This window comes from Lawsonibacter sp. OA9 (genome assembly GCF_022440585.1).
The window spans coordinates 205,145-228,439 of record NZ_JAKNTI010000022.1 but is presented as its reverse complement, the minus strand read 5'-3'; the positions used below and the strand labels follow the sequence as shown (position 1 = coordinate 228,439).

18 protein-coding genes are annotated in these 23,295 nt (G+C 59.5%); 14 read left to right on the top strand and 4 right to left on the bottom strand.

Annotated features, from left to right (window positions below):
* Positions 1–79 precede the first annotated feature (79 nt).
* From recG to MCG44_RS01995, 6 genes are all read left to right on the top strand, one after another.
* On the top strand, positions 80–2,176 hold the full coding sequence (recG, locus tag MCG44_RS02020; protein ID WP_240286539.1) for an ATP-dependent DNA helicase RecG: 2,097 nt from the start codon (positions 80–82) through the stop codon (positions 2,174–2,176).
* A 10-nt stretch (positions 2,177–2,186) separates the two neighbouring features.
* The gene (locus tag MCG44_RS02015; protein WP_240286537.1) at positions 2,187–2,639 is read left to right on the top strand and encodes a GNAT family N-acetyltransferase; all 453 of its coding nucleotides are present in this window, start codon (positions 2,187–2,189) and stop codon (positions 2,637–2,639) included.
* 19 nt (positions 2,640–2,658) lie between these two features.
* The gene (locus MCG44_RS02010; RefSeq protein WP_240286535.1) at positions 2,659–3,048 is read left to right on the top strand and encodes a C-GCAxxG-C-C family protein; all 390 of its coding nucleotides are present in this window, start codon (positions 2,659–2,661) and stop codon (positions 3,046–3,048) included.
* A 297-nt stretch (positions 3,049–3,345) separates the two neighbouring features.
* Complete coding sequence (gene mutY / locus MCG44_RS02005; protein WP_186852861.1) at positions 3,346–4,392, top strand: A/G-specific adenine glycosylase; 1,047 nt, start codon at positions 3,346–3,348, stop codon at positions 4,390–4,392.
* Between the two features lie 46 nt (positions 4,393–4,438).
* A complete protein-coding gene (locus MCG44_RS02000; protein ID WP_147572361.1) occupies positions 4,439–5,317 on the top strand; it encodes a 4Fe-4S cluster-binding domain-containing protein in 879 nt (292 codons plus the stop codon).
* A gap of 19 nt (positions 5,318–5,336) precedes the next feature.
* Positions 5,337–7,178 (top strand): 5'-nucleotidase C-terminal domain-containing protein, encoded by a 1,842-nt coding sequence (locus tag MCG44_RS01995; RefSeq protein WP_240286533.1) that lies wholly within the window; start codon positions 5,337–5,339, stop codon positions 7,176–7,178.
* Between the two features lie 154 nt (positions 7,179–7,332).
* On the opposite strand, the gene MCG44_RS01990 is transcribed toward MCG44_RS01995, so the two are convergent.
* From MCG44_RS01990 to hemW, 4 genes are all read right to left on the bottom strand, one after another.
* Positions 7,333–7,815 carry a 23S rRNA (pseudouridine(1915)-N(3))-methyltransferase RlmH gene (locus MCG44_RS01990; RefSeq protein ID WP_240286532.1) on the bottom strand — a complete coding sequence of 161 codons (483 nt, stop codon included), beginning with the start codon at positions 7,813–7,815 and terminating at the stop codon, positions 7,333–7,335.
* Positions 7,809–8,621 (bottom strand): MBL fold metallo-hydrolase, encoded by an 813-nt coding sequence (locus tag MCG44_RS01985; protein WP_240286530.1) that lies wholly within the window; start codon positions 8,619–8,621, stop codon positions 7,809–7,811. Before MCG44_RS01985 ends, MCG44_RS01990 begins: the two co-directional genes overlap by 7 nt.
* A 103-nt stretch (positions 8,622–8,724) precedes the next feature.
* Positions 8,725–10,020: a UDP-N-acetylglucosamine 1-carboxyvinyltransferase gene (locus MCG44_RS01980; RefSeq protein ID WP_147572364.1), complete on the bottom strand. Its 1,296-nt coding sequence runs from the start codon at positions 10,018–10,020 to the stop codon at positions 8,725–8,727.
* Positions 10,021–10,280: 260 nt separating this feature from the next.
* Positions 10,281–11,528 carry a radical SAM family heme chaperone HemW gene (gene hemW / locus MCG44_RS01975; RefSeq protein WP_240286528.1) on the bottom strand — a complete coding sequence of 416 codons (1,248 nt, stop codon included), beginning with the start codon at positions 11,526–11,528 and terminating at the stop codon, positions 10,281–10,283.
* Positions 11,529–11,821: 293 nt separating this feature from the next.
* Between hemW and MCG44_RS01970 the strand changes: the two genes are divergently transcribed.
* From MCG44_RS01970 to rpiB, 8 genes are all read left to right on the top strand, one after another.
* Positions 11,822–12,967 carry a D-alanyl-D-alanine carboxypeptidase family protein gene (locus tag MCG44_RS01970; protein ID WP_186852857.1) on the top strand — a complete coding sequence of 382 codons (1,146 nt, stop codon included), beginning with the start codon at positions 11,822–11,824 and terminating at the stop codon, positions 12,965–12,967.
* A 195-nt stretch (positions 12,968–13,162) separates the two neighbouring features.
* Positions 13,163–15,226, top strand: a complete 2,064-nt coding sequence (gene glgB, locus MCG44_RS01965) for a 1,4-alpha-glucan branching protein GlgB (protein ID WP_240286526.1) — start codon at positions 13,163–13,165, stop codon at positions 15,224–15,226.
* Positions 15,227–15,303: 77 nt separating this feature from the next.
* Positions 15,304–16,512, top strand: coding sequence for a glucose-1-phosphate adenylyltransferase (locus MCG44_RS01960; RefSeq protein ID WP_147572368.1), 1,209 nt, complete (start codon positions 15,304–15,306; stop codon positions 16,510–16,512).
* Positions 16,509–17,624 carry a glucose-1-phosphate adenylyltransferase subunit GlgD gene (gene glgD / locus MCG44_RS01955; RefSeq protein ID WP_147572369.1) on the top strand — a complete coding sequence of 372 codons (1,116 nt, stop codon included), beginning with the start codon at positions 16,509–16,511 and terminating at the stop codon, positions 17,622–17,624. The genes MCG44_RS01960 and glgD overlap by 4 nt, the downstream gene beginning before the upstream one ends.
* A gap of 51 nt (positions 17,625–17,675) precedes the next feature.
* Positions 17,676–19,112: a glycogen synthase GlgA gene (glgA, locus tag MCG44_RS01950; protein ID WP_147572370.1), complete on the top strand. Its 1,437-nt coding sequence runs from the start codon at positions 17,676–17,678 to the stop codon at positions 19,110–19,112.
* A 243-nt stretch (positions 19,113–19,355) separates the two neighbouring features.
* Entirely contained in the window at positions 19,356–21,791 is a 2,436-nt protein-coding gene (locus MCG44_RS01945) for a glycogen/starch/alpha-glucan phosphorylase (protein ID WP_240286524.1), read from the top strand.
* Positions 21,792–21,884: 93 nt separating this feature from the next.
* Entirely contained in the window at positions 21,885–22,688 is an 804-nt protein-coding gene (locus tag MCG44_RS01940) for a histidinol-phosphatase HisJ family protein (RefSeq protein WP_240286523.1), read from the top strand.
* 19 nt (positions 22,689–22,707) lie between these two features.
* Complete coding sequence (gene rpiB / locus MCG44_RS01935; RefSeq protein ID WP_147572373.1) at positions 22,708–23,142, top strand: ribose 5-phosphate isomerase B; 435 nt, start codon at positions 22,708–22,710, stop codon at positions 23,140–23,142.
* Positions 23,143–23,295: the final 153 nt, after the last annotated feature.

The window sequence follows — 23,295 nt, the reverse complement described above, 5'->3', positions numbered from 1 at the left end:
AGACATTCTTCGCCTTTACTCCCATCGTGTTCTATGATAAAATAATTTGTTAGAATATTCCGGAAAAGGGGGGACAGAGATGGCCGTCGGTCCGGATACACCCATTACCCAGTTAGCCGGCGTGGGAGAGGCGCGGGCGAAAAAGCTGGCCAAGCTGGGGCTGGCCCAGGCCGCCGACCTGTTGACCTACTATCCCAGGGACTATGAGGATCGGAGGAAGATATATACTCTGCGGGAGGCCCCTGTGGGACAGCGGGTATGTGTGGCCGCCATGGCGGCGGAGCACCCGCGGAAGGCCCGCATCCGCCAGGGGCTGGAGCTGGTCCAGCTGAAGGTGGTGGACCACACCGGAGCCCTTCACCTCACCTTCTTTAACCAGGGATATGTAGAGAAAGCCCTCCGGGCCGGGGAAGAATATATCTTCTTCGGCACTGTCGAGGAGCAGGGCCGCCGCCGCGCCATGGTCAATCCCATCTTCGAGCGGGCGGACAGCCAGTCCTTTACCGGCCGCATCATGCCCATCTACCGGCTGACTGCGGGGATCTCCAATCACCTGATGGCCTCCCTGATACGGCAGGTCCTCCCGTGCGCCGACAGCCTGGCGGATACCCTGCCCCAGCGCATCCGCCAGGAGCAGGGGCTGGCCTCCACCCAATTTGCTGTCCAGAATATCCATTTCCCCGCTGACGAGGAGGCCCTGGAGCTGGCCCGGAAACGGCTCACCTTTGAGGAACTGTTTTATTTCTCCGTGGGGCTGTCTTTCCTGAAGGGGCGACGGGAGGGGGAGTGTTCCGGCTGCTCCATCCTGCCCTGCCCTTTGGAGGAGTTTCGGGCCCTGCTCCCCTTTAAACTCACCCAGGCCCAGCGCCGGGTGATGGAAGAAATGGCCGCCGACATGGCCGAGGGCCGCCCTATGAACCGGCTGGTCCAGGGGGATGTGGGCTCCGGGAAGACAGTGGTGGCCGCCTATGCGGCCTGGCTGACAGTGAAAAATGGTCACCAGGCCGCCCTGATGGCCCCCACAGAGGTACTGGCCGAGCAGCACGCCAGATCCCTGTCCAGCCTGCTCTCCCCGGCCGGAGTCCAAGTGGCTCTGCTCACCGGCTCCATGGGGACGGCGGAGAAAAAACGGGTCCGGACAGCACTGGCTTCTGGTGACATCGACTTTGTGGTGGGTACCCACGCCCTGATCTCGGACGGGGTGGAGTTTCGGGACCTGGCGCTGATGGTGGCTGACGAGCAGCATCGGTTCGGCGTCGCTCAGAGAGCTGCGCTGGCAGCCAAAGGGGACAGGCCCCCCCATGTGCTGGTCATGTCCGCCACACCCATTCCCCGTACCCTCGCTCTGATCGTATATGGGGATCTGGACATATCTGTTATTGACCAGTTGCCGCCAGGACGGACTCCAGTGGAGACCTTTGTGGTTCGTGAGGATAAGCGCCAGCGGATGTATGGATTTGTCCGCAAGCAAGTCCAGGAAGGCCGGCAGGTCTATATCATCTGTCCGGCGGTAGAGGAGCGATCTGAAGAGGAACTGGCCCTCGCCGCCCGTGAGGGAGCCTCGCCGCCCATGGACCTGAAGGCGGTAAAGACCTACGCTGTCCAGCTCCAGGAGCAGGTGTTCCCCAATCTGAAGGTGGACTTCCTTCACGGCAGGATGAAGTCCCGGGAAAAGGAGGCCGTGATGGCCGCCTTCCACCGAGGAGATACCCAGGTGCTGGTATCCACCACCGTAGTCGAGGTGGGGGTGGACGTGCCCAACGCCTCTCTCATCATTGTGGAGAATGCTGACCGCTTCGGCCTCAGTCAGCTCCACCAGCTGCGGGGCCGGGTGGGCCGCGGCAGGCACCAGTCCTACTGCGTCCTCATCACCGCTACCCGTAATCCGGAGTCCATGGCCCGGCTGCGGACGCTGGCCTCCACCACAGATGGGTTTAAGATCGCGGAGGAAGACCTGAAGGCCAGGGGGCCGGGCGACTTCTTCGGCAACCGGCAGCATGGCCTGCCCCAGATGAAGATTGCTGACCTGGCTGGGGATATGAGGCTGCTGAATCTGGCCCAGGAGGCGGCGAAGCAGCTGCTGGAGGAGGACCCGGAGCTGTCTGCTCCGGAGGACCGGCCTGTGCTGGAGCGGGTGCGGCAACTCTTTGCCGCTACCCCTGATATTTTCAACTAGGAGAGATACTATGCTGACTTTTCGTAACATGACCATACAGGACCGGGACCTGGTCCTGCCCATGGTGGAGACCTTCTATCAATCGGACGCGGTGGATCACCCCGTGGAACGGGAGATCCTGGAGCGGTCCTTCCAGGCCGCTGTGGACCCCGGCGAACCCCTGCTCCGGGGAATCCTGGTGTACCAGGGCCAGGAGCCGGCAGGATATATTTATGTGACCCAGTGCTACTCCGCCGAGGTGGGGGGCAGGTGCGTTTTTATCGAGGAGATATTTTTAGCCGCCCCCTTCCGGGGACAGGGGTTAGGCAGGGAGATTATGGCCTGGCTGGAGCGGGAATACCCCGCTGCCCGGCGTTTCCGCCTGGAGGTGACCCAGATCAACCAGGGGGCTATCCGGTTATATGAGAAGAGCGGATACCAGTATCTGCGGTATGACCAGATGGTACTGGATAAGATCAAATAAAAGAGAAAGGGAGATAGAAATGAGCCACATAGAGCGAGTGAAAGAGGTGCGGGCCATTGTGGAGCCCCACTACAACTGCGGTCAGTCTATCCTGGTTCCCTTCTGTAAGGAGCTGGGCATGACTGAGGAGCAGGCCTATGCCCTGGGGGCCCACCTTGGGAAGGGAATGCGCCACGGCGGCACCTGCGGGGCCCTATCCGGCGCCCTGCTGGTGCTGGGTGCCATGGGATTTAGCGAGGAGGAGGCCGCAGCGTTTATCCAACAATTTCAGAAGCGCCGCGGGGACACCGCCTGCGGTGTGCTGATCAGCGGATTTTCTGATCCAGACAGCCAGGACCGCAAGGACTTCTGCAACGACCTGGTCCTGGAGACCGCTGCCGCTCTGGACCAATTGACTGCCCAGAAATGAACAATCAAACCACAGAGGGACGCCCATACAGGCGTCCCTCTGTGGTTTGATCTGGAAGGATGGATGAAAAAGGAATGTTAGGACGAAAGGACTTTCCCGACATTCGGAAGAGCGGCCACCGAATATCGTTAAATTTTTAACCCTTGTCCTGCAATTAATTTACCACTGGGCCCTGGAAATTGCCATCCCCAAATCCGTTATACTCAACATTACGAAAAGGTTATAATTTCTCCCGTTGCCCGCATCCAAAAACCGGAGTATAATCAGGGGGAGAAATCTTGCGCCAGGAGGTCTGCTTTGAAGGAATTGGAACAGCTTGTTATCCCGCTGCTGGTGTGGTACCGGGAAAACGCCAGGGTCCTGCCCTGGCGAAGTGATCCCACACCCTACGGGGTCTGGATCTCAGAGATTATGCTCCAGCAGACCAGGGTGGCCGCGGTATTGGACTACTATCGCCGTTTTTTGGAGGCCGCCCCTGCTGTGGCCGACCTGGCCGCCATGCCGGAGGATCAGCTGATGAAGCTGTGGCAGGGACTGGGCTATTATAGCCGGGCCAGAAATTTACAAAAGGCCGCCCGCCAGATCATGGAGACTCATGGCGGGGTATTCCCAAATACTTATGAGGAAATCCGGGCCCTGTCCGGAGTTGGGGATTATACGGCAGGAGCCATCTCATCCATTGCCTTTCACCTGCCTGTACCCGCGGTGGACGGCAACGTACTGCGGGTGGCAGCCCGCGTTTGTGGAGATAGCAGCGACATTACCACGCCCGCCATGAAGAGGAAGGTGACACAGGCGCTGGCCCAAATCATTCCTCTGGAGGCACCGGGAGATTTTAACCAGGCCATGATGGAGCTGGGGGCCACGGTCTGTCTGCCCAACGGCGCGCCACTGTGCGAGCGGTGCCCCGCCGCCCCCTTCTGTCGTGCTTTTCAGGAGGGGAGGACAGGGGAGCTGCCCGTCAAAGCCGCAAAGAAGGCACGGAAGGTGGAGGTACGGACTGTCTATCTCCTGTTCTGCCAGGGCCGGGTGGCCCTTCGCCGCCGAGGGCCAAGAGGACTGTTGGCCGGATTGTGGGAATATCCCAACGAGCTGGCGGACGGCACGGACTGGCCAGCCTCCTGGGGCCTGGATACGGTGCCGTTGGAGCGGCTGGGCGCTGGAAAGCACATCTTTACCCACATCGAGTGGCATATGACCGCCATGGGTGGGGAGCTGGGCAGCGCCGATCTGCCGGAAGGCTGGGTTTGGGCCGACCGGCGGGAACTGCGGGATATCTACGCCATACCCAATGCGTTTCAAAGCTTTGCCCAGGTCGTGGCTGACCAGTTGGGCCGGTTTTGAATTTGGGCGGAAGCTCAACCCTTGATTTTGAGAAAGAAGGTGTTCTATGCTCTGCACCCAATGCCCCCGGAGCTGCGGGGCGCTCCGTACAGACACACGGGGAGACGGACTGTGTCGGATGCCTGCTCTGCCGGTTTTGGCTCGGGCGGCTCTCCACCACTGGGAGGAGCCCCCAATCTCCGGCACCAGAGGATCGGGGACCATCTTTTTCTCCGGCTGCTCCCTGGGCTGTGTGTTCTGCCAAAATGAGAAAATCAGCCATCAGGATTTCGGAAAGCCGGTGACGATGGCCCGCCTGCGGGACATCTGTCAGGAGTTGGCGGACCAGGGGGCACACAATTTGAACTTTGTCAACCCCACCCACTACGCCCATACGCTGCGAGAGCTGCTGGAAAACTGGCGGCCGCCCATTCCCGTGGTTTGGAACTCCGGAGGGTATGATCGGGTGGATACACTCCGTTCCCTAGAGGGGTTGGTAGACATCTACCTGCCCGATCTGAAATATTTGGACAGCGGAGTGGCCGCCCGGTATTCCGGGGCGCCGGACTATCCCGAAGCAGCTGTCGCTGCCCTCCGGGAGATGGTAAGGCAGACGGGTCCCTGTCAATTTGACGGGGATGGCCTGCTGAAAAGTGGGACGATTATCCGCCACCTCATCCTGCCCGGTCAGGTGGGCGAAGCCAAGGCGGTTATGGACTGGATATCTGCGGAATTTGCGCCGGGGACGGTGCTTTTCTCGTTGATGAGCCAGTATACTCCCTGGGGGGATCTGGAACGCTATCCAGAGATCAGCCGCCGGCTACGGACCAGCGAGATGCGGGCAGCTCTGGAATATATGGAAAATCTAGGTCTGGCGGGCTTTACCCAGGAGCGAACCTCGGCTAAGGAAGAATACACCCCACCCTTTGACCTGACGGGGATATGATAAGAGAAAGGAGCATCCTATGAAGAAGCTGTGCCGGTTTTGCCTGCTTGCCGTTCTGCTGCTGGGGCTGGTCGTCCCTTCCCTGGCGGCGGGGCCTGACAAGGAGGGACCCATTGTAATCCTCCATACCAACGATGTCCATGCCAGCCTGGACCACTACCCCGCGGTGGCCGGCTATAAGAAGCGGCTTGAGGCGGAGTACGGCGCCGACCGGGTGTTTCTGGTGGATGCTGGCGATGCCATTCAGGGCGGCCCCATCGCCACACTGACCCAGGGGGCTAGTGTAGTGGACATGATGAACTTCGTGGGTTATGATCTGGCCATCCCAGGCAACCATGAGTTTGACTATGGCATGGACGTGTTTCTGGACCTGGCGCAAAATCAGGCGGAGTACCTCTACCTGTCGGAAAATTGGAAGGGAAGAGATGCGTACGCCGGATGGACCACTGTGCTGCCCGGAGCTTATATGGCCAGATGTGGGGATACAAGCATCGCCTTCGTTGGAGTCACCACACCGGAGACCCTGACCAAATCCGATCCCACCCACTTTCAGGACGGAGAGGGAAACTATGTCTACACATTTTCAGAAGGGGACGGCGGCCTGGCGCTCTATGAGGATATCCAGCAGACCGTGGATTCCCTGCGGACCGCCGGCGGAGCGGACTATGTGATCCTGCTGGCCCACTTGGGCATAGAGGGTATTACTGAGGAGTGGACCTCCGCCGCCCTGATCGCCAGCACCACTGGTATCGACGCGGTCATCGACGGGCACTCCCACGAGGTATACCAGCAGCATGCGGCCAACAGGGACGGCCAGCTTATCCCTCTGACTCAGACCGGAACAAAGCTGGCCAGCCTGGGCTGTCTGATCCTGGACCCGGATACTGGGGAGATCTCCACCCAGCTTCTGCCCTTGGAGGGGGAGGGCGTCCCGGCAGACCAGGAGACACAGATCTATCTGGACCAGTTGAGCAGCCAGTTCCAGGTCCAGCTGAATCGGGTGGTCGGCACTGCGGCCGCGGATCTGATGGCCACCGAGGCTGACCAGTGGAACTGGGCTGTCCGTGTCCGGGAAACCAATCTGGGGGACCTGGTGGCCGACGCCTACCGGACGATGATGGGCGCCGATATAGGCTTTGCTAACGGGGGCGGCATCCGGGCCAATGTCGCGGCTGGCGATATCACCTATGGGTCGCTGATCTCCGTCCAGCCCTATGGGAACGAGCTGTGCCTGGTCGAGACCACCGGGCAGGACATTCTGGATGCCCTGGAGCTGGGGGCCAGCCGCTATCCGGAAAGCAGCGGCGGCTTCCTTCAGGTGTCCGGCCTGACCTATACCCTGGATCCCTCCACTCCCTCCTCGGTGGTTCTGTCAGACAAGGGCATGTTTCAGCGGGTGGAGGGATCCTACCGGGTATCCGACGTAAAGGTGGGCGGCCAGCCCCTGGTGCTGGACCAGGTATATACTGTGGCCTCTCACAACTATATGATCAAGTCTGGAGGAGACGGCTTTTCCATGTTCCAGGACGACCGACTGCTGAAGGACTGTACCATGCTGGACAACCAGGCCCTTATCGGCTATGTGGCAGAGGAGCTGGACGGGCTGGTAGGCGCGGCCTATCAGGACCCCGCCGGACAGGACCGCATTACCATCTTGTCCGATGTGTCAGAACCAGAGCCAGTGACAGGAACACAGCCCCAGGACCGGACTTATACGGTCCAGAAAGGGGACTGCCTGTGGAGCATCGCCGCGCGGCAGTTGGGGGACGGCCGCCGCTGGCAGGAGATCTATGACCGGAATCGGGACATCCTCTCCAATCCCCACCGTATCTATGTGGGTCAGCAGCTCAGGCTGCCATAGCCGCCATGAAGCGCCGGTATTTGATTGGCGGTCCCACGGCCGCGGACAAGGCCTCCGGCCTGACACTGGGGGAAGCGGCACAGTGGCTTCAGAGATTCGATTCAAATATTAAGAAAGAGGGAGGCGCTGCCCAACGGCAGCGCCTCCCTCTCTTTTATTTATGATAGTTGGAACCCTCATTGATTTTAAAGGCCCGGTAGAGCTGCTCCAGCACCATAACCCGTGCCAAATGGTGGGGAAAGGTCATGGGGGACATGGACAGGCGCACCCAAGCCTCCGCCTTCAGGCTCTCCGCCAACCCAAAGGACCCTCCGATGACAAAGGCCAGATGCTTGGCGCTGTTGTGCTCCCAGGTTTGGACCAGGGAGGCCAGTTCCTCGCTGGACCGAAGCCTGCCCTCCACACACAGGCAGACGAGGCTGGTGTTGGGGGGGAGCTTGGAACGGATGGCCTGTCCCTCCTTCTCCAAGGCGGCATCGATCTGCCCCTGGGATGGGGACTGTGGCAGTCGCTCCTCCGGCAGCTCCAATAAAGTCAGCTTGCAGTATGGGGACAGCCGCTTTAAGTACTCAGCGCAGGCATCCTGGTAGAACCTCTCCTTCAGCCTGCCTATACAGACTAGATATATACTCAGCACAGGACAGCCTCCTCCCGGTTCAGCTGGCACACCGGCCCCATTTCGCTCCGGGGGGCCACCCACAGGGCGATGTCCCGCTCCGGGTCACAGCCCATGGCGGACAGGCGGCGGCAGACCGTCTGTCGGGCTCGGGAGGGAGTGTTATTCTCGGCGGACAAGTGGGCCAACGCCACCTGCCGGGTGCCAGACTCCACGGCCAGAGCGGCCAGTTCCGCCCCCGCCTCGTTGGACAGATGGCCCCGGTCCCCCAGGATGCGGGCCTTCAAGTGGTAAGGATACGGGCCTGAGCGGACCCAGTCCTCGTCGTGATTGGCCTCGCACACTAACAGATCGCAGCCCCGGACGGCCTGTTTCACCTGGTCGGTGACATAGCCAAGGTCGGTGCAGAGTACCACCCGATGGCCGCCGCCGGTGATAGAGTATCCTACGCTGCCCGCCGCGTCATGGGGCATGGGGAAGGACTCTATCCACAGATCCCCTAGCTGGATGCCGGTTCCAGGCTCCTGCTGTCGGATCAGGTCGTCCATGAATGGGACACGGTAGCAAAGCTGCCGTCCGGTGGGGCCGGAGGTGACAACGGGGAGCCGGAACCGCTTGGTCAGCACCTGGAGCCCGCTGATGTGGTCGTGGTGCTCATGGGTGATCAGGACGGCGGCCAGAGCTTCGGGCGCTATGCCCAATGACTTTAGCCCGGCGGTGATGCGCTTGGCCGATATCCCGGCGTCCAGCAGTACATGGGTATTTCCACAGGATACCAGGGCGGCGTTGCCGCTGGAGCCGCTGGCCAGTGTTGTAAATGTAAGCAAATCAGATCCCTCTCAAAAAATCAGGAATTAGAAATGAGGAATCAGGAATGGGACCATAGACCGGCTCCTGATTTCTAACTCCTAATTCCTGATGCGGTGCTGCTTATCCTACCTGTGGCTGGCTCTCCTCGTCAGGCACGGTGACGGTCTGGATCTCGGCGCCCACAGCGGCCAGCTTCTCCACAAGAGTTTCATAGCCCCGCTCGATATGATGGATGCTGTCGATCTCCGTGACCCCCTGTGCGGCCAGTCCGGCAATGACCATGGCGGCCCCCGCCCGCAGGTCGCAGGCATGGACCGGCGCCCCAGTCAGTGCCTCCACCCCTTCAATAACGGCTACTTTTCCATCCACCTGGATCTGGGCGCCCATGCGGCGGAACTCATCCACATAGCGGTAGCGGTTTTCCCATACTCCTTCTGTCAAAACGCTGGTCCCCCGTGCCAGGCACAGGACTGCGGCGATTTGAGGCTGCATGTCAGTGGGAAAGCCAGGATAGGGCATGGTCTTCACATTGACCCGGCTGATGGGGCCATTCCGGCGGATGAGCAGCGCGTCGTCCTGCTCCTCCACCTCTACCCCCATCTCCACCAGCTTGGCGGTGATGCAGTCCAGGTGCTTGGGGATGACGTTTTTGATCAAAACCTCGCCCCCAGCGGCAGCTACTGCGGCCATATAGGTGCCCGCCTCAATTTGGTCGGGAATGATGGAATAGGAGCCACCCCGCAGCCGCTCCACACCCCGGATCTTGATGACATCAGTACCGGCGCCCATGATGTCGGCGCCCATGGAGTTGAGAAAGTTGGCCAGGTCTACAATATGGGGCTCCTTTGCGGCGTTCTCAATCACAGTCATGCCGGCGGAAAGGACCGCAGCCAGCATAATATTCATGGTCGCGCCCACGGACACCATATCCAGGTACACCTGTCCCCCAGCCAGACGGCCGCCGCCGGGCACCTGGGCGTAGATCAGGCCGTTGCGCACGTCCACCTCGGCCCCCATGGAGACAAAGCCTTTGATGTGCTGATCAATGGGACGGCCGCCCAGATCGCAGCCGCCGGGCAGAGGTACCTCCGCCCAGCCAAAGCGGCCCAGGAGAGCCCCGACCAGATAATAGCTGGCCCGGATCTTCCGCGCCAGCTCATAGGGGACCTGACGGTTGCGGATGTGGGAGCAGTCCACATCCACAGTCGTGCGGTTGACAGTCTTTATATCCGCCCCCAGCTCCCGCAGGATCTGGAGGATCAGGGTCACATCGCTGATTTGAGGGATATTCTCAATGCGGCACACCCCATCTACCAGCAGAGCGGCGGGGATGATAGCCACAGCGGCATTTTTGGCGCCGCTGATTTCGATAGTACCGTGCAGGGGCCTTCCGCCACGGATCTGATACTTGGTCAAATATTGCACCCTCTTTTGCTCCAAATGGTGGAATTTATGGATTATACGGCCAAAACGGCCATATGTAAGTCAAAAAAAGCCCTGTATCTTCACCAGGGCGCTATAAAACAAATATATTATAGCACTATTATATCCGAGTAGCAACAGATTTTACATAGCCGGCCTCGAATTGTAAAAAAATACAGAGCGGTCTCATAAAATGGCCTTTGGGCTGTCTGATGGCGCAAAAAAAACGGTCTGTTTTTGACGAACTTGGGTCCTTACTCCCCCTTTCGCTTGGTAAACTGCTGTCGGGCCCGAGGCAGCAGGTCAGACAGTTCGGACTGCTCCTGCCGCTCCAACAAATCACCGATGAGCTGGTTAGACAGCAGAAAGCCCTGGGGCGTCAACCGCCAGCGGCCCTCCGCCGTCCGCTCCGCCCAGCCCTTATCACAAAACTGCTCCAACCGGGCCTCCAGGGGGGCGAAATCCATAAAATAGGTTCCCCGGTATTCCCACTCCTCGATGCCCTGGGCGGTACGCAGGCGGAGCATCAGATACTCCCCGCTCCGCTCCCGGCAGGGAATCAGCTCCTCGCTGTCGATGAGGCTGCCCCCGCGGAGCACACCATCAATATATCCGTCCAGGTCCCGGACAAAGGAGTAGCGCCGTCCGCCGAAGTCGGAGTGGGCCCCGGGCCCAAATCCGATATAGGGCCGGGTGAGCCAGTAGCGCAGGTTGTGCCGGGACTCCATACCGGGCTTGGCAAAATTGGAGATCTCATATTGGGGCAGACCGGCCCGCTCCAAGCGGCCCACGGTCCACAGGTACAGGTCCGCCTGGGCGTCGTCGTCGGGCAGCTGCTCCCCCGCCGCCACCCGGGCGGCCAGCCGCGTGCCCTCCTCCACCTTCAGCCCATAGCAGGACAGGTGCTGGGGAATGAGGGACAGGGCGTGTTCCACTGTGGCCTTCCAGCTGTCCATGGTCTGGCCCGGCAATCCGTAGATCAGGTCCAAGGACAGGTTTTTAAATTTAGCTTTCCTAGCCGCAGCCACCGCCTGGTCTACCTGCTGGACGGTATGGGGGCGGTGGACCGATTCCAGCTCCGCTGGGCAGGCGGACTGCATCCCTAAGGAAAGTCGGTTGAAGCCTGCCTTGCGGAGGCGACGCAGGGCCCGGACATCCACGCTGTCCGGATTGGCCTCCAGAGTGATTTCCGCGTCCTGGGTAAGCTGGAACTGCTTTTGAATGGCTCCCAGCAGTTCCCGCAGCCGCTTATCCCCAAAGAAGCTGGGGGTACCGCCGCCGAAATAGACCGTGTCCACCGGGATCCCCTGGGCCAGGGGAGCTGTCTCTTTGATGTGGGCCAGCAGTGCCTTCTGATAGCTGTCCATCCGGTCCTCTCGACCGGCCACAGAGTAGAAGTCGCAGTAGTCACATCTGCTGCGGCAAAAAGGGATGTGGATGTAAATGCCAAGACTGTCCCCTGTGGGGGCCTTGGGTTGGGTTTCTTTCTTTTTTCCAAACACGGGGCGTCCCTCCCTCTTTCTCATCAGTATTATATCGAATGTGAGCGAAAATGCAAATGGGGGAGAAAAATTTTGATCCGCAGAAGCGTGTGGACAAGCGGCAGAGGCAATAAAATCCAAAATTTACCATTCCAGGCTCCTTTCGCCCGCCTTCGACACATCTTGCCGTCTCTATGCGCTATGGTAATAAGTGAACAGCCAGAAAAAAATACCGCAGTTTCTCTCTGTATAGAAAAGTTTCTCTCTCCATATCCTGACCTTACCGACAAATGAAGGATCAGGAGGAACCTTTTATGAAACGCTTGTCCACGATTTTTCTGGCTGTCCTGCTGCTCGCCGGCCTGTTTCCCGCGGCTGCTGTGGGGGAGGATGCGGGACTATCCCTGTCCTGCCCCTCGGCCATCCTGATGGAGAAGGAGACCGGGACCATCCTCTATGAGCAAGATGCCCACCAGAAGCTGGAGCCCGCCAGTGTCACCAAGATCATGACCCTTCTGCTGGTGATGGAGGCGGTAGACAGCGGCAGGATTGCCCTGGACGACACCGTCACCGTTTCCGCCTATGCCGCTGGAATGGGCGGCTCCCAAGTCTATCTAAAGGAAGGGGAGCAGATGTCGGTGGCCGAGATGATCAAATGTGTCACCGTTGTGTCCGGCAACGACTGTGCTGTGGCTCTGGCCGAGCATCTGGCCGGCAGTGAGGGGGCCTTTGTTTCCCTGATGAACCAGCGGGCCCAGGAGCTGGGGATGGCGGACACTACCTTCCTCAACTGCACCGGGCTGCCCGCCCAGGGACATCAGACCTCCGCCCATGATATCGCTCTCATGTCTCGGGAGCTCATTCTGAACCATCCCTCCATCCGGGAGTACACCACCATCTGGATGGACTCCATCCGAAACGGCGCCTTCGGCCTGACCAACACCAACCGCCTCATCCGCTTTTACCAGGGAGCCACCGGCCTGAAGACCGGCTCCACCGACTCAGCGTTGTACTGTATGTCCGCTACCGCGGAGCGGGATGGCATGGAGCTCATCGCCGTGGTCATGAAGGCCCCCACCACCGCCCAGCGCTTTGACGATGCCAAGGCCCTGCTGGACTATGGCTTTGCCAACTATGCCCTGGTGGATGTGTACCCGGACGCCCCCCTGGCTCCGGTAGATGTGCTCCTGGGTACAGTGAAGCAGGTCCAGCCGCAGCTCAATCGTGACTGCCGCCTGCTGGTCCGCAAGGGGGAGGAGAGCCAGGTGACCACCCAGCTGACCGTGGCTCAGGACGTGGAAGCCCCTGTGGACCAGGGTCAGACTCTGGGGCAGATGGAGGTCTATGTGGGCGGGGAGCTGCGGGACACCATTCCCATCGTCTCCGCGCAACAGGTGGACAGGCTTACTGTCCCTGGCATCTTTGGCCAGCTGCTACGGCAGTTGCTCATGGCGCGCTGAACCAGGCCGGGCTTATTTGCCCGACCCTACATAGCGGCGAGAATATTGAAAGAAAATGGGAGGCTTTACCTCTATTTTACTTGACGTGGCACTACCGCTGTTGTATAATTTATATAAATATACTATCAAACTATCCGTTTAATATTGTTACTTTGGCCGATAGGCGGCAGAAGCACTTATTTTTGAGGTGAAAAAATGTTGAAATATCAGGGAAGTTTGTCTTCTTTTGACTTGTTTTTGGAATTGGAGGCATTTTCAGAGGGACGTTCCACCCATGCGTGGCGGTGTTTCGGCGCCCACCCGGCGGAGGATGAGGCCGGCAGAGAGGGCTATCTGTTCCGGGTGTGGGCCCCCAACGCCCCTAAGGTCACCATCATCGGCGACTTCAACGGCTGGGACCTGGAAGCCACCCCCATGACTAAGCTGGAGGGCGGCATCTGGGAGGCGTTTGTCCCAGGGCTGCGCCGCTATGACGCCTATCAGTATGCCATACATAAAGAGGACGGCTCCTTCGTGGGCAAAGCCGATCCTTACGGCTTCCACGCCGCTACCCGGCCCGATGTGTCTACCAAGATCTATGATCTGTGGGAGAACGCCTACCAGTGGGGCGACCAGTCCTGGCTGGAGTATCGGTCCAAATATGTCCCCTATACCGGCCCGATGAATATTTATGAATGTCACCTGGGCTCCTGGCGGCGCACCGGCGAGGGGGAGTTCCTCAGCTATCGGGATATCGCCTCCTATCTGGTACCCTATGTAAAGGAGATGGGGTTCACCCATGTGGAGCTCCTGCCGGTCACCGAGCACCCCCTGGATGCCTCCTGGGGCTATCAATGCACCGGATACTTTGCCGCTACCAGCCGCTTCGGCACCCCTGACGATCTCAAGTATCTCATTGACCAACTCCACCAGGCGGGTATCGGGGTCATCATGGACTGGGTCCCGGCCCACTTCCCACGGGATGCCTTTGGGCTATATCACTTTGACGGCACCCCCACCTATGAGTATGCCGACCCCAGGAAGGGGGAGCACCCGGACTGGGGCACCCAGGTCTTTGATTATGGGCGAAACGAGGTCCGCTCCTTCCTGTTCTCCTCGGCCATGTTCTGGCTGGAGGAGTATCACATGGACGGCCTGCGGGTAGACGCGGTGTCCTCCATGCTCTATCTGGACTACGGCCGACAGGACGGGGTCTGGATGCCCAACATCCACGGCGGCAAGGAGAACCTGGAGGCCATCGAGTTTTTCCAGCAGCTGAACACCGCCGTCTTTGCCGCCCATCCCGATGTGCTGATGATCGCCGAGGAATCCACCGCCTGGCCCAAGGTGACCAAGCCCGTCCATGACGGGGGTCTGGGGTTCAACTTCAAGTGGAACATGGGCTGGATGAACGACATCTGCCATTACATCAAGCTGGACCCCTATTTCCGGCAGTACAATCACCGGGATATCACCTTCTCCCTGATGTACGCCTTTTCTGAGAATTACATCCTCCCCCTGTCCCACGACGAGGTGGTCCATATGAAGGGCTCCTTCTTTGGCAAGATGCCGGGGGACAACCCCATGAAATTCGCCGGAGTCCGGGCCTTCTATACCTATATGCTGACCCATCCGGGGAAAAAGCTTACCTTCATGGGGGCAGAGCTGGCTCAGTGGAACGAGTGGCACTACGAGTACTCCCTGGACTGGCACCTGCTCCAGTACGAGCCCCACCGCCAGACCCAGGCATTTTTCAAAACGGCCAACAACTTCTACCTCTCCCAGCCCCCCCTGTGGGAGCAGGACGACTCCTGGCAGGGCTTCCAGTGGCTATGTGCCGATGATAATCAAGCCGACACCATTTCCTTCCTCCGGTGGGACAAAAAGGGCAACCCTTTGATTGTGGTGTGCAACTTCTCCCCGGAGCACCGGGACGGCTATCGGGTAGGCGCCCCCTTCGGCGGGCGGTGGGCCGTGGTCCTCAACACCGACGACCAGCAGTTCGGCGGCCAGGGACTGGGGGACAAGGAACCGCTTAAAACTGAGAAGGTCCCCTGCCATGACCAGCAGCAGTCCCTGGTTATCGACCTGCCTCCCATGTCGGCGGTCATCTACCGCTGTGTGCGGAAAAATCCGGCACGCAGGTCCAAGGCAGACAAAGAGGAGGGGGCAAAGGCCGAGAAGGCGGCCCCTGTCAAAGGCAAAAAAGCGCCAGCCAAAGAAAAAAAGGCTCCCACCAGGGGGAAAAAGACCCCTGCCGGGAAAAGCCCTAAGCACTGATTGGAAATTCCAGAGCTCCGCACCCTGATTTCACGTTTTCCTTCCCCCGCGCTCGAAACAGACAAGAGGTGAACAGCATGAAGAAAGAAGTTGTGGCCATGTTGCTGGCCGGCGGCCAGGGCAGCCGCCTCTACGCTCTGACCAGCCATGTAGCCAAACCTGCCGTCCCCTTTGGGGGCAAGTACCGCATCATTGATTTTCCCCTGTCCAACTGTGTCAACTCCGGCATTGATACCGTCGGTGTCCTGACCCAGTACCGTCCCCTGGAGCTGAACAGCTACATCGGCAACGGGCAGCCCTGGGACCTGGACCGGTCTGACGGCGGCGTACACATCCTCCCCCCCTATATGAGGGAGGGCGACCAGGGCACCTGGTACAAGGGTACGGCAAACGCCATTTACCAGAACATTGGCTTTCTGGACCTGTATGACCCGGAGTATGTGGTCATCCTGTCCGGTGACCACATCTATAAAATGAACTACGCCGACATGGTGGACCTGCATAAGAAGTCCGGGGCGGCCTGCACCATTTCCGTCCTGGAGGTCACGATGGAGGAGGCCACCCGCTTCGGCATCATGAATGTGGACGAAAACGACCGGATCTACGAGTTTGAGGAGAAGCCGGCCCAACCCAAGAGCAATCTGGCCTCCATGGGCATTTATGTGTTCACCTGGTCCAAGCTCCGGCAGTACCTCATTGACGACGAAGCTGACCCGGCCTCTACCAACGACTTCGGGAAGAACATCATCCCCAACATGCTCGCCGCCAACGAGGTGATGATGGCCTACCGCTTCCACGGCTACTGGAAGGATGTTGGCACCATCAATTCTCTGTGGGACGCTAACATGGATATGCTGGCCCCCCGGAACAGCATCGACCTGTATGACCCAGACTGGCCCATTTACGCCAGAACTCCCGTGAAACCTCCCCATGTCACAGGCCCCAACGCCCACATCTCCCACTCTCTGGTGACCGGCGGCAGCCGGGTGGACGGGACGGTGGAGAACTCTGTACTGTTTCACTCTGTCACTGTAGAGGAAGGAGCCAGCGTTCAGTACTCCATCCTCATGCCAGGGGCGGTGGTCCGAGCCGGAGCCCAGGTGTCTTACGCCATTGTGGCAGAGGCTGCCGTCATTGAGGCGGGCGCCGTAGTGGGCTCCGCTCCCAACGATGATCCCAAATGGGGCATCGCCGTGGTGGCCAGCGGCGTCACCGTGGGGGAACAGGCTGTGGTGTCCCCCGGCGCCATGGTTCGGGAAGCGGTGAAGGGAGGTGATCGGGCATGAATGATCTCCACGGCATTCTCTTCGCCTATCGCTCTAACGCCAATCTGGGAGAGCTGACCAGGCCCCGCAACACCTGCTCCCTGCCCTTTGGCGGGCGGTACCGCCTGATCGATTTCATGTTGTCCAGCTATGTCAACGCGGGTATCACCGACGTGGGGCTGGTGGTCCATGAGAGCTATCAGTCTTTGCTGGATCACCTGGGAACCGGGAAGGACTGGGACCTGTCCCGCAAACACGGCGGCCTGCGCATCCTGCCCCCCTTCGGATATCAGGGCAAGGGAGGCGGCGAGTATCGGGGCAACATGGAGGCTCTGGCCGGCGTAGCCGGATATCTTCAGAATATCCGCCAGGACTATGTTATCATGGGCTGGGGCGATATCGCTGTTAACCTGCCCGTGGCCCAGGTACTGGAGCAGCACATCGCCTCCGGGGCCGACGTGACTATGGTGTGTACCCCCACCCTGAAAGGGGCTCCTCAGTTTTCGGAGTATGTGGAGGTCAGCGGGGAGGGCCGGATCACGGATCTGTCCATCCATCCCACTACTGCGGACCAGGCCCTGGAGTCCCTGGAGGTGTACATCCTGTCCAAGCAGCTGCTGCTGGATATGGTAGAGTACTGTTCCGCGCACGATATCCACAGCTTCAGCCGAGGTGTCCTGCGCCCCCGGCTCAAGAGCTTGAAGATGATGCCTTACATCCACCAGGGCTATGTGGCCCGCTTCCAGTCTGTAAGCGACTACTTCCAGCACTCCATGGATCTTCTGGATCCCAAGGTCCGCGCTGACTTGTTCAACATCAGCCGCCCCATCCGCACCAAGGATCAGTCCAACCCCTCCACCTACTACGGGCCCGACGCGGTGGCGGTCCAGTCCCTGGTAGCCGACGGCTGCTATATTGAGGGCGTGGTGGAAAACTCCATCCTCTCCCGCGGCGTCATTGTAGAAAAGGGCGCCAAGGTGTCCAACAGCGTATTGATGCAGGGTACGGTGGTCAAAGCCGGAGCTTCTCTGGCCTATGTCATCGCGGACAAAAACGTGGTGATCAATGAGGACCGGATGCTCATGGGCCACGCTACATATCCCCTGGCCATCGCCAAAAATTCGGTGGTATGACCGTCTCTTTCATCCACTCCAGTTTGAATCTTTTGAAAAGAGGAATCGTCTATGAAGATCCTATTTGCCTCCTCCGAGGTTGCTCCCTTTATTAAGACCGGCGGACTGGCCGATGTGGCCGGCTCCCTGCCCCAGGCTCTGGCCCGGGAGGGCCACGAGGTCAAGGTCATCCTTCCTCTGTACGAGGGCATCGGCCAGGAGTGGCGGGAACAGATGACCTTTCTCAAATACTTCAATGTCACCCTGTCCTGGCGGCAGGTCTACTGTGGCATCTTCCAGCTGGAGCGGGAGGGGGTCGCCTACTGGTTTGTAGACAACGAATACTACTTCAAGCGTTGGCAGCTCTATGGACATTTCGACGACTGCGAGCGGTTCGCCTTCTTCTCCAGGGCTATCATCGAAACTCCGGGACAGCTGGACTGGGCCCCAGATATCATCCACTGCAACGACTGGCAGACCGCCCTCGTCCCCGTCTATCTGCTGGAGGAGAAATACCGCATCCCTCAACTGGGAGGGACCAAGAGCGTCTTTACCATTCACAACATCGAGTACCAAGGCCGCTACGGCGACCAGGTCCTTCAGGATGTCATCGGTCTGGACAAGAGCTATCTCAACGAGGGGATGCTGGCCTACCATCGGGACGTGAACCTGATGAAGGGCGCTATTATGGCCTCCAACTTCGTCACTACGGTATCCCCCACCTATGCCCAGGAGCTGCGCACTCCCTTCTACGCCCATGGGCTGGACGGGGTCATCAATCAGCAGAGCGGCAAGCTGGAGGGCATTCTAAACGGCATCGATGTGGACCTCTACGATCCAGCCACCAACCCTGGCCTTGCCGCCAACTTTACCCCCCGCGCCTTGGTCAAGGGCAAGAACCAGTGTAAGCAGGCCCTGCAGCAGGCCGTTGGCCTTCAGGAGAATCCTGATGTGCCCATCATCGCCTGCGTGTCCCGTCTGGTTGGCCACAAGGGCTTCTCCCTGGTGACAGACTCCCTTCAGGAGATCATGGGCCTGGACGTGCAGATGGTGGTGCTTGGCACCGGCGACTGGCAGTATGAGGAGGCGTTCCGCCACGCTCAGAGTCAGTACCCCGGCCGCTTCGCCGCCCAACTGACCTATTCCGCCCCTCTGTCCACCATGATCTATGCCGGAGCCGACCTGTTCCTGATGCCCTCGGTCTCCGAACCCTGCGGCCTGTCTCAGATGATCGCCATGCGCTTCGGCACCATCCCTGTGGTTCGGGAGACTGGCGGCCTGAAGGACACCGTTGTCCCCTACAACAAGTTTGATGGGACCGGCCGTGGCTTCACTTTTGCCAACATCAACGCGGGGGACATGGTCTGGGTGCTGCGGGAGGCCGTAGACCTCTACCACAGCAACAAAAAGGCCTGGCGGGCTCTGCAAAGAGAGGGAATGACTGCCGACTTCTCCTGGGACAACTCGGCCAGGCAGTATCTGGACATCTATCAGCGCATCCTCGGCTGACAGCTCTGTCTGACATAATCAGAGGGCCCCGGACGATGTGTATAGCGTCCGGGGCCCATCGATTTTTACAAGGCATCTTTTCTTATGAAAAATGTTGAGAAATCCCCGGAAACGCCCATATCTTGGGCGTTTCTGCCCATTGACGCTCCTGCCCAAACCTGATACAATGGCTGGGCAAAGACCGCTTTTTGCAATTTTTCCTGCGTGCGGAAGCACCGATTTTGATATTACAGGAGGCTCTCTATGGCAGAATATACCAAGGCCCAGCTCACCGAGATGATTATCGGTAAGCTCCAGCGCAACTTCGGCCGCACTGTGGAAGAGGCCACCCCCAACCATATGTTCAAGGCCTGTGCCCTAGTCCTCCGGGACATCATGTCCCGCCATCAAATCGAAACGGGCAACCAGGTGTGGGAGGGGCAGCGGCGTCAGGTCCACTACCTGTCCCTGGAGTTCCTCATGGGCCGCTCTCTGGAGAAGAACGCCTATAACTTGGGGCTGCTGAATACACTCAAGGAGACGCTGGAGGGACTGGGCTTCTCCGCCGCCGATCTATTTGAGCAGGAACCCGATGCCGGCCTGGGCAACGGCGGCCTGGGCCGTCTGGCCGCCTGCTACCTGGACTCCATGACCACCCTGGAGATCCCCGCCACCGGCTACTCCATCTGCTACGAGCTGGGCATCTTCAAGCAGAAGATCATCGACGGCAAGCAGGTAGAGCTGGCGGACAACTGGCTAGGTCTGGGGGACGCCTGGCTCATCCCCAAGCTGGATGAGACGGAGGAGGTCCGCTTCGGCGGAAAGATTGAGGACCGATGGGATGAAAACGGCGTCAACCACCCTGAACATGTGGGCTATACCGCCGTGCTGGCCATTCCCCGGGACATGGAGATCGCCGGCTACCAGACCCGGCATACCAACACCCTGCGCCTGTGGGACGCCAAGAGTCCGGTCCCGGTGGATATGTCCCTCTACTCCCGGGGCGAGTATCTCAAGGCTGTGGAGCAGCAGGCCATGGCGGAGGTCATCGCTAAGGTCCTCTACCCCGACGACAACCACTACGAGGGGAAATCCCTGCGCCTGAAGCAGCAGTATTTCTTTGTATCCGCCACGGTCCAGTCCATTGTCCGCAAGCACCGGGCCCAGTATGGCACCCTCCACAATTTCCATGAAAAGCATGTCATCCAGATCAACGACACCCATCCCACCCTGGTCATCCCGGAGCTAATGCGCATCCTGTTGGACCAGGAGGGCTATTCCTGGGACGAGGCATGGCATATTGTCACCCATACCGTGTGCTACACCAACCATACCGTCTTGGCCGAAGCTCTGGAGCGGTGGCCCCAGGCCTTGATTGAGAGCCTGCTCCCCCGTGTGTGGCAGATCCTGAAGGAGATCGCCCACCGCTACCAGGGGGAACTGGAGCGGCGCTACGGCAGCGACCAGGGCAAGATCGCCCACATGGCCATCATCTGGGGGGGCGAGGTGCGCATGGCCAACCTGTGCGTCTGTGCCTGCCAGTATATCAACGGCGTTTCCGCCCTCCACTCCGATATCCTGAAACGGGAGGTATTCCATGACGCCTATCTGGCCGCCCCGGGTAAGTTCAAGAATGTGACCAACGGCATTGACCACCGCCGCTGGCTGTCTCAAATTAACCCCAAGTTGGACGCCCTGATCCGGGACTGCTCCGGAGGAGACGAGTACCTCATCCACCCGGAGGCCATTCGGAAGTTGGAGAACTGCAAGGACGACAAGTCCGTGCTGAAGCAGCTGGAGGCCATCAAAGGGGAGAACAAACGCCGCTTTGCCGCCTATGTGGCACGGGAATCCGGCATTATCCTGAACACCGACGCCATCTTCGATGTCCAGGTCAAGCGCCTCCACGAGTATAAGCGACAACTGCTCAATGTCCTCCACATCGTCTATCTGTATCAGCAGTTGCGGGATAATCCCAACATGGATTTCACCCCCCAGACCTTCCTCTTTGGCGCCAAGGCGGCTCCCGGCTACCATGTGGCCAAAGAGATCATCCAGCTCATCAACTCCCTGGCAGCCCAAATCAGCAGGGACCCGGTCTGCAAGGATAAGCTTCAGGTGGTTTTCCTGGAGAACTACCGGGTGTCCCTGGCGGAGAAGCTGATGCCCGCCAGTGAGCTGTCCGAGCAGATCTCCACCGCCGGTAAGGAGGCCAGCGGCACCGGCAACATGAAATTCATGATGAACGGCGCACTGACCATCGGTACTCTGGATGGCGCCAATGTGGAGATGCATCAGCAGTTGGGGGACGAAAATATTTTCCTCTTCGGCCTGACCGCCGAGCAGGTGAACCAGCGCAAGCGGGAGGGCTACCGCTCCCTGGACCTCTACCAGCGGGACCATGGGCTGAAGCGGGTCATTGACCAGATTGCCGCCGGCTTTGACGACCATGTGTCGTATAGCAGCATCACCGACCGCCTCCTCTTTGGCGTTGGGGGCTCTATGGCGGACGAATATATGCTGCTGGCCGATTTCTCTAGCTACTGCCAGGCTCACAAGCGGGCGCTGGAGGCCTATGCCGACCGCCAGCGATGGAATCAGATGTCCCTCATCAACATCGCCCGTTCCGGCCTCTTTGCTGCCGACAGGTCAATCAGCGACTACGCCAGAGAGATCTGGCATGTTCCTGTCCGAAAATAATGGGAAAAGCGGGCCCGGAGGGCCCGCTTTTCCATCCTTCCCCCTTGCAAAAACAGGGGAAAGGCACTACAATAGGGGAGAAGGAGGTGGGCCATGTATCTTACAGACTACCACACGCACTCCTGCTGTTCACCGGACAGCACCGCCCGGCTGGAGGACATGGTCCGGGCGGCACGCAGGGCCGGCCTCCGGGAGCTGTGCACCACCGACCACTGTGACCTGCAGGACGAAAACGGAGCTCCTCTGGGCGGCTGGGACTGGACGCCCATCTTGGACCAATACTGGCGGGCCCGTGACAAAGGCGGCAGCGAGGTGAAGGTGCTGCTGGGCCTCGAGCTGGGCGGGGCCTATACGGACCCCGGCCGGGCTGAGGCTCTTGTGGCCGCCGCCCCCCTGGATTTTGTCATCGGCTCCATCCACAATCTGAGCCCAGAGGCGGGAGGTCGAGATTTTTTCTATTTGGACTACCGCTCCGAGGAGTCGTGCTACACCACGCTGGATGACTATTTCGCCAGTATGCTGGCTCTGACCCGGCTGGACTGCTACGACGCCCTGGGCCATATTATCTATCCCCTCCGCTATATGAACGGCAGAGCAGGCTGGCACATCACCTTGGACCGGTATGGGGACCAGCTGGACCAGCTGCTCCGTGCCGTCATCCAAAACGGGAAGGCAATCGAGGTCAACACCCACGGCGGCCGGGAGGTGGAGGATTGGCGCCCCATCCTTAGACATTACCATCAGTTGGGGGGCGAGTTGGTCACTACCGGCTCTGACGCCCACTCCCCCGGAAATGTGGGACGCGGCATCTCCCAGGCTGTGGCCCTCCTTCGTGAAACAGGATTCCATCGCTTTGCCGTCTATCGGAAGCGGCGGCCTGAATGGATCAAACTATAAGAATTGGAGGATATTTATTATGATCGCAATCGCATCTGACCATGGCGGCTATAATTTGAAGGAGCATATCAAGGCCTATCTGGTAGCCAAGGGCATCTCCTGCCAGGACTTCGGTACAGACAGTACCGCCAGCTGTGACTACCCTGTATTTGGCAAGGCCGCTGCCGAAGCTGTGGCTTCCGGCGCCTGTGAGAAGGGGATTGTCATCTGCACCACCGGCATCGGCATCTCCATCACCGCCAACAAGGTGAAGGGAATTCGCTGCGCCCTGTGCGCCGATCCCCTGTCCGCCGAGTTGACCCGCCGCCACAACAACGCCAATATGCTGGCGATGGGCGCGGGGATGATTGGGCCCAACTTGGCCGAGCGCATCGTAGACGTGTTTTTGACCACGGACTTTGAGGGAGGGCGCCACGCCCGCCGCGTGTCCCAAATCATGGATATGGAGAAATAAAGGGCAAGGACCTGGGGGCGTGGCCTCCAGGTCCCTTTTATGGGAAGAGACCCGATGGCAGACTCTCTTTGAACAGAATTGTATTATAATTTCCAAAAAATGTATGAAACCGTCCCACTTCGGGGCGGTTTTTGTGTTAGATAGAAGGGGTCA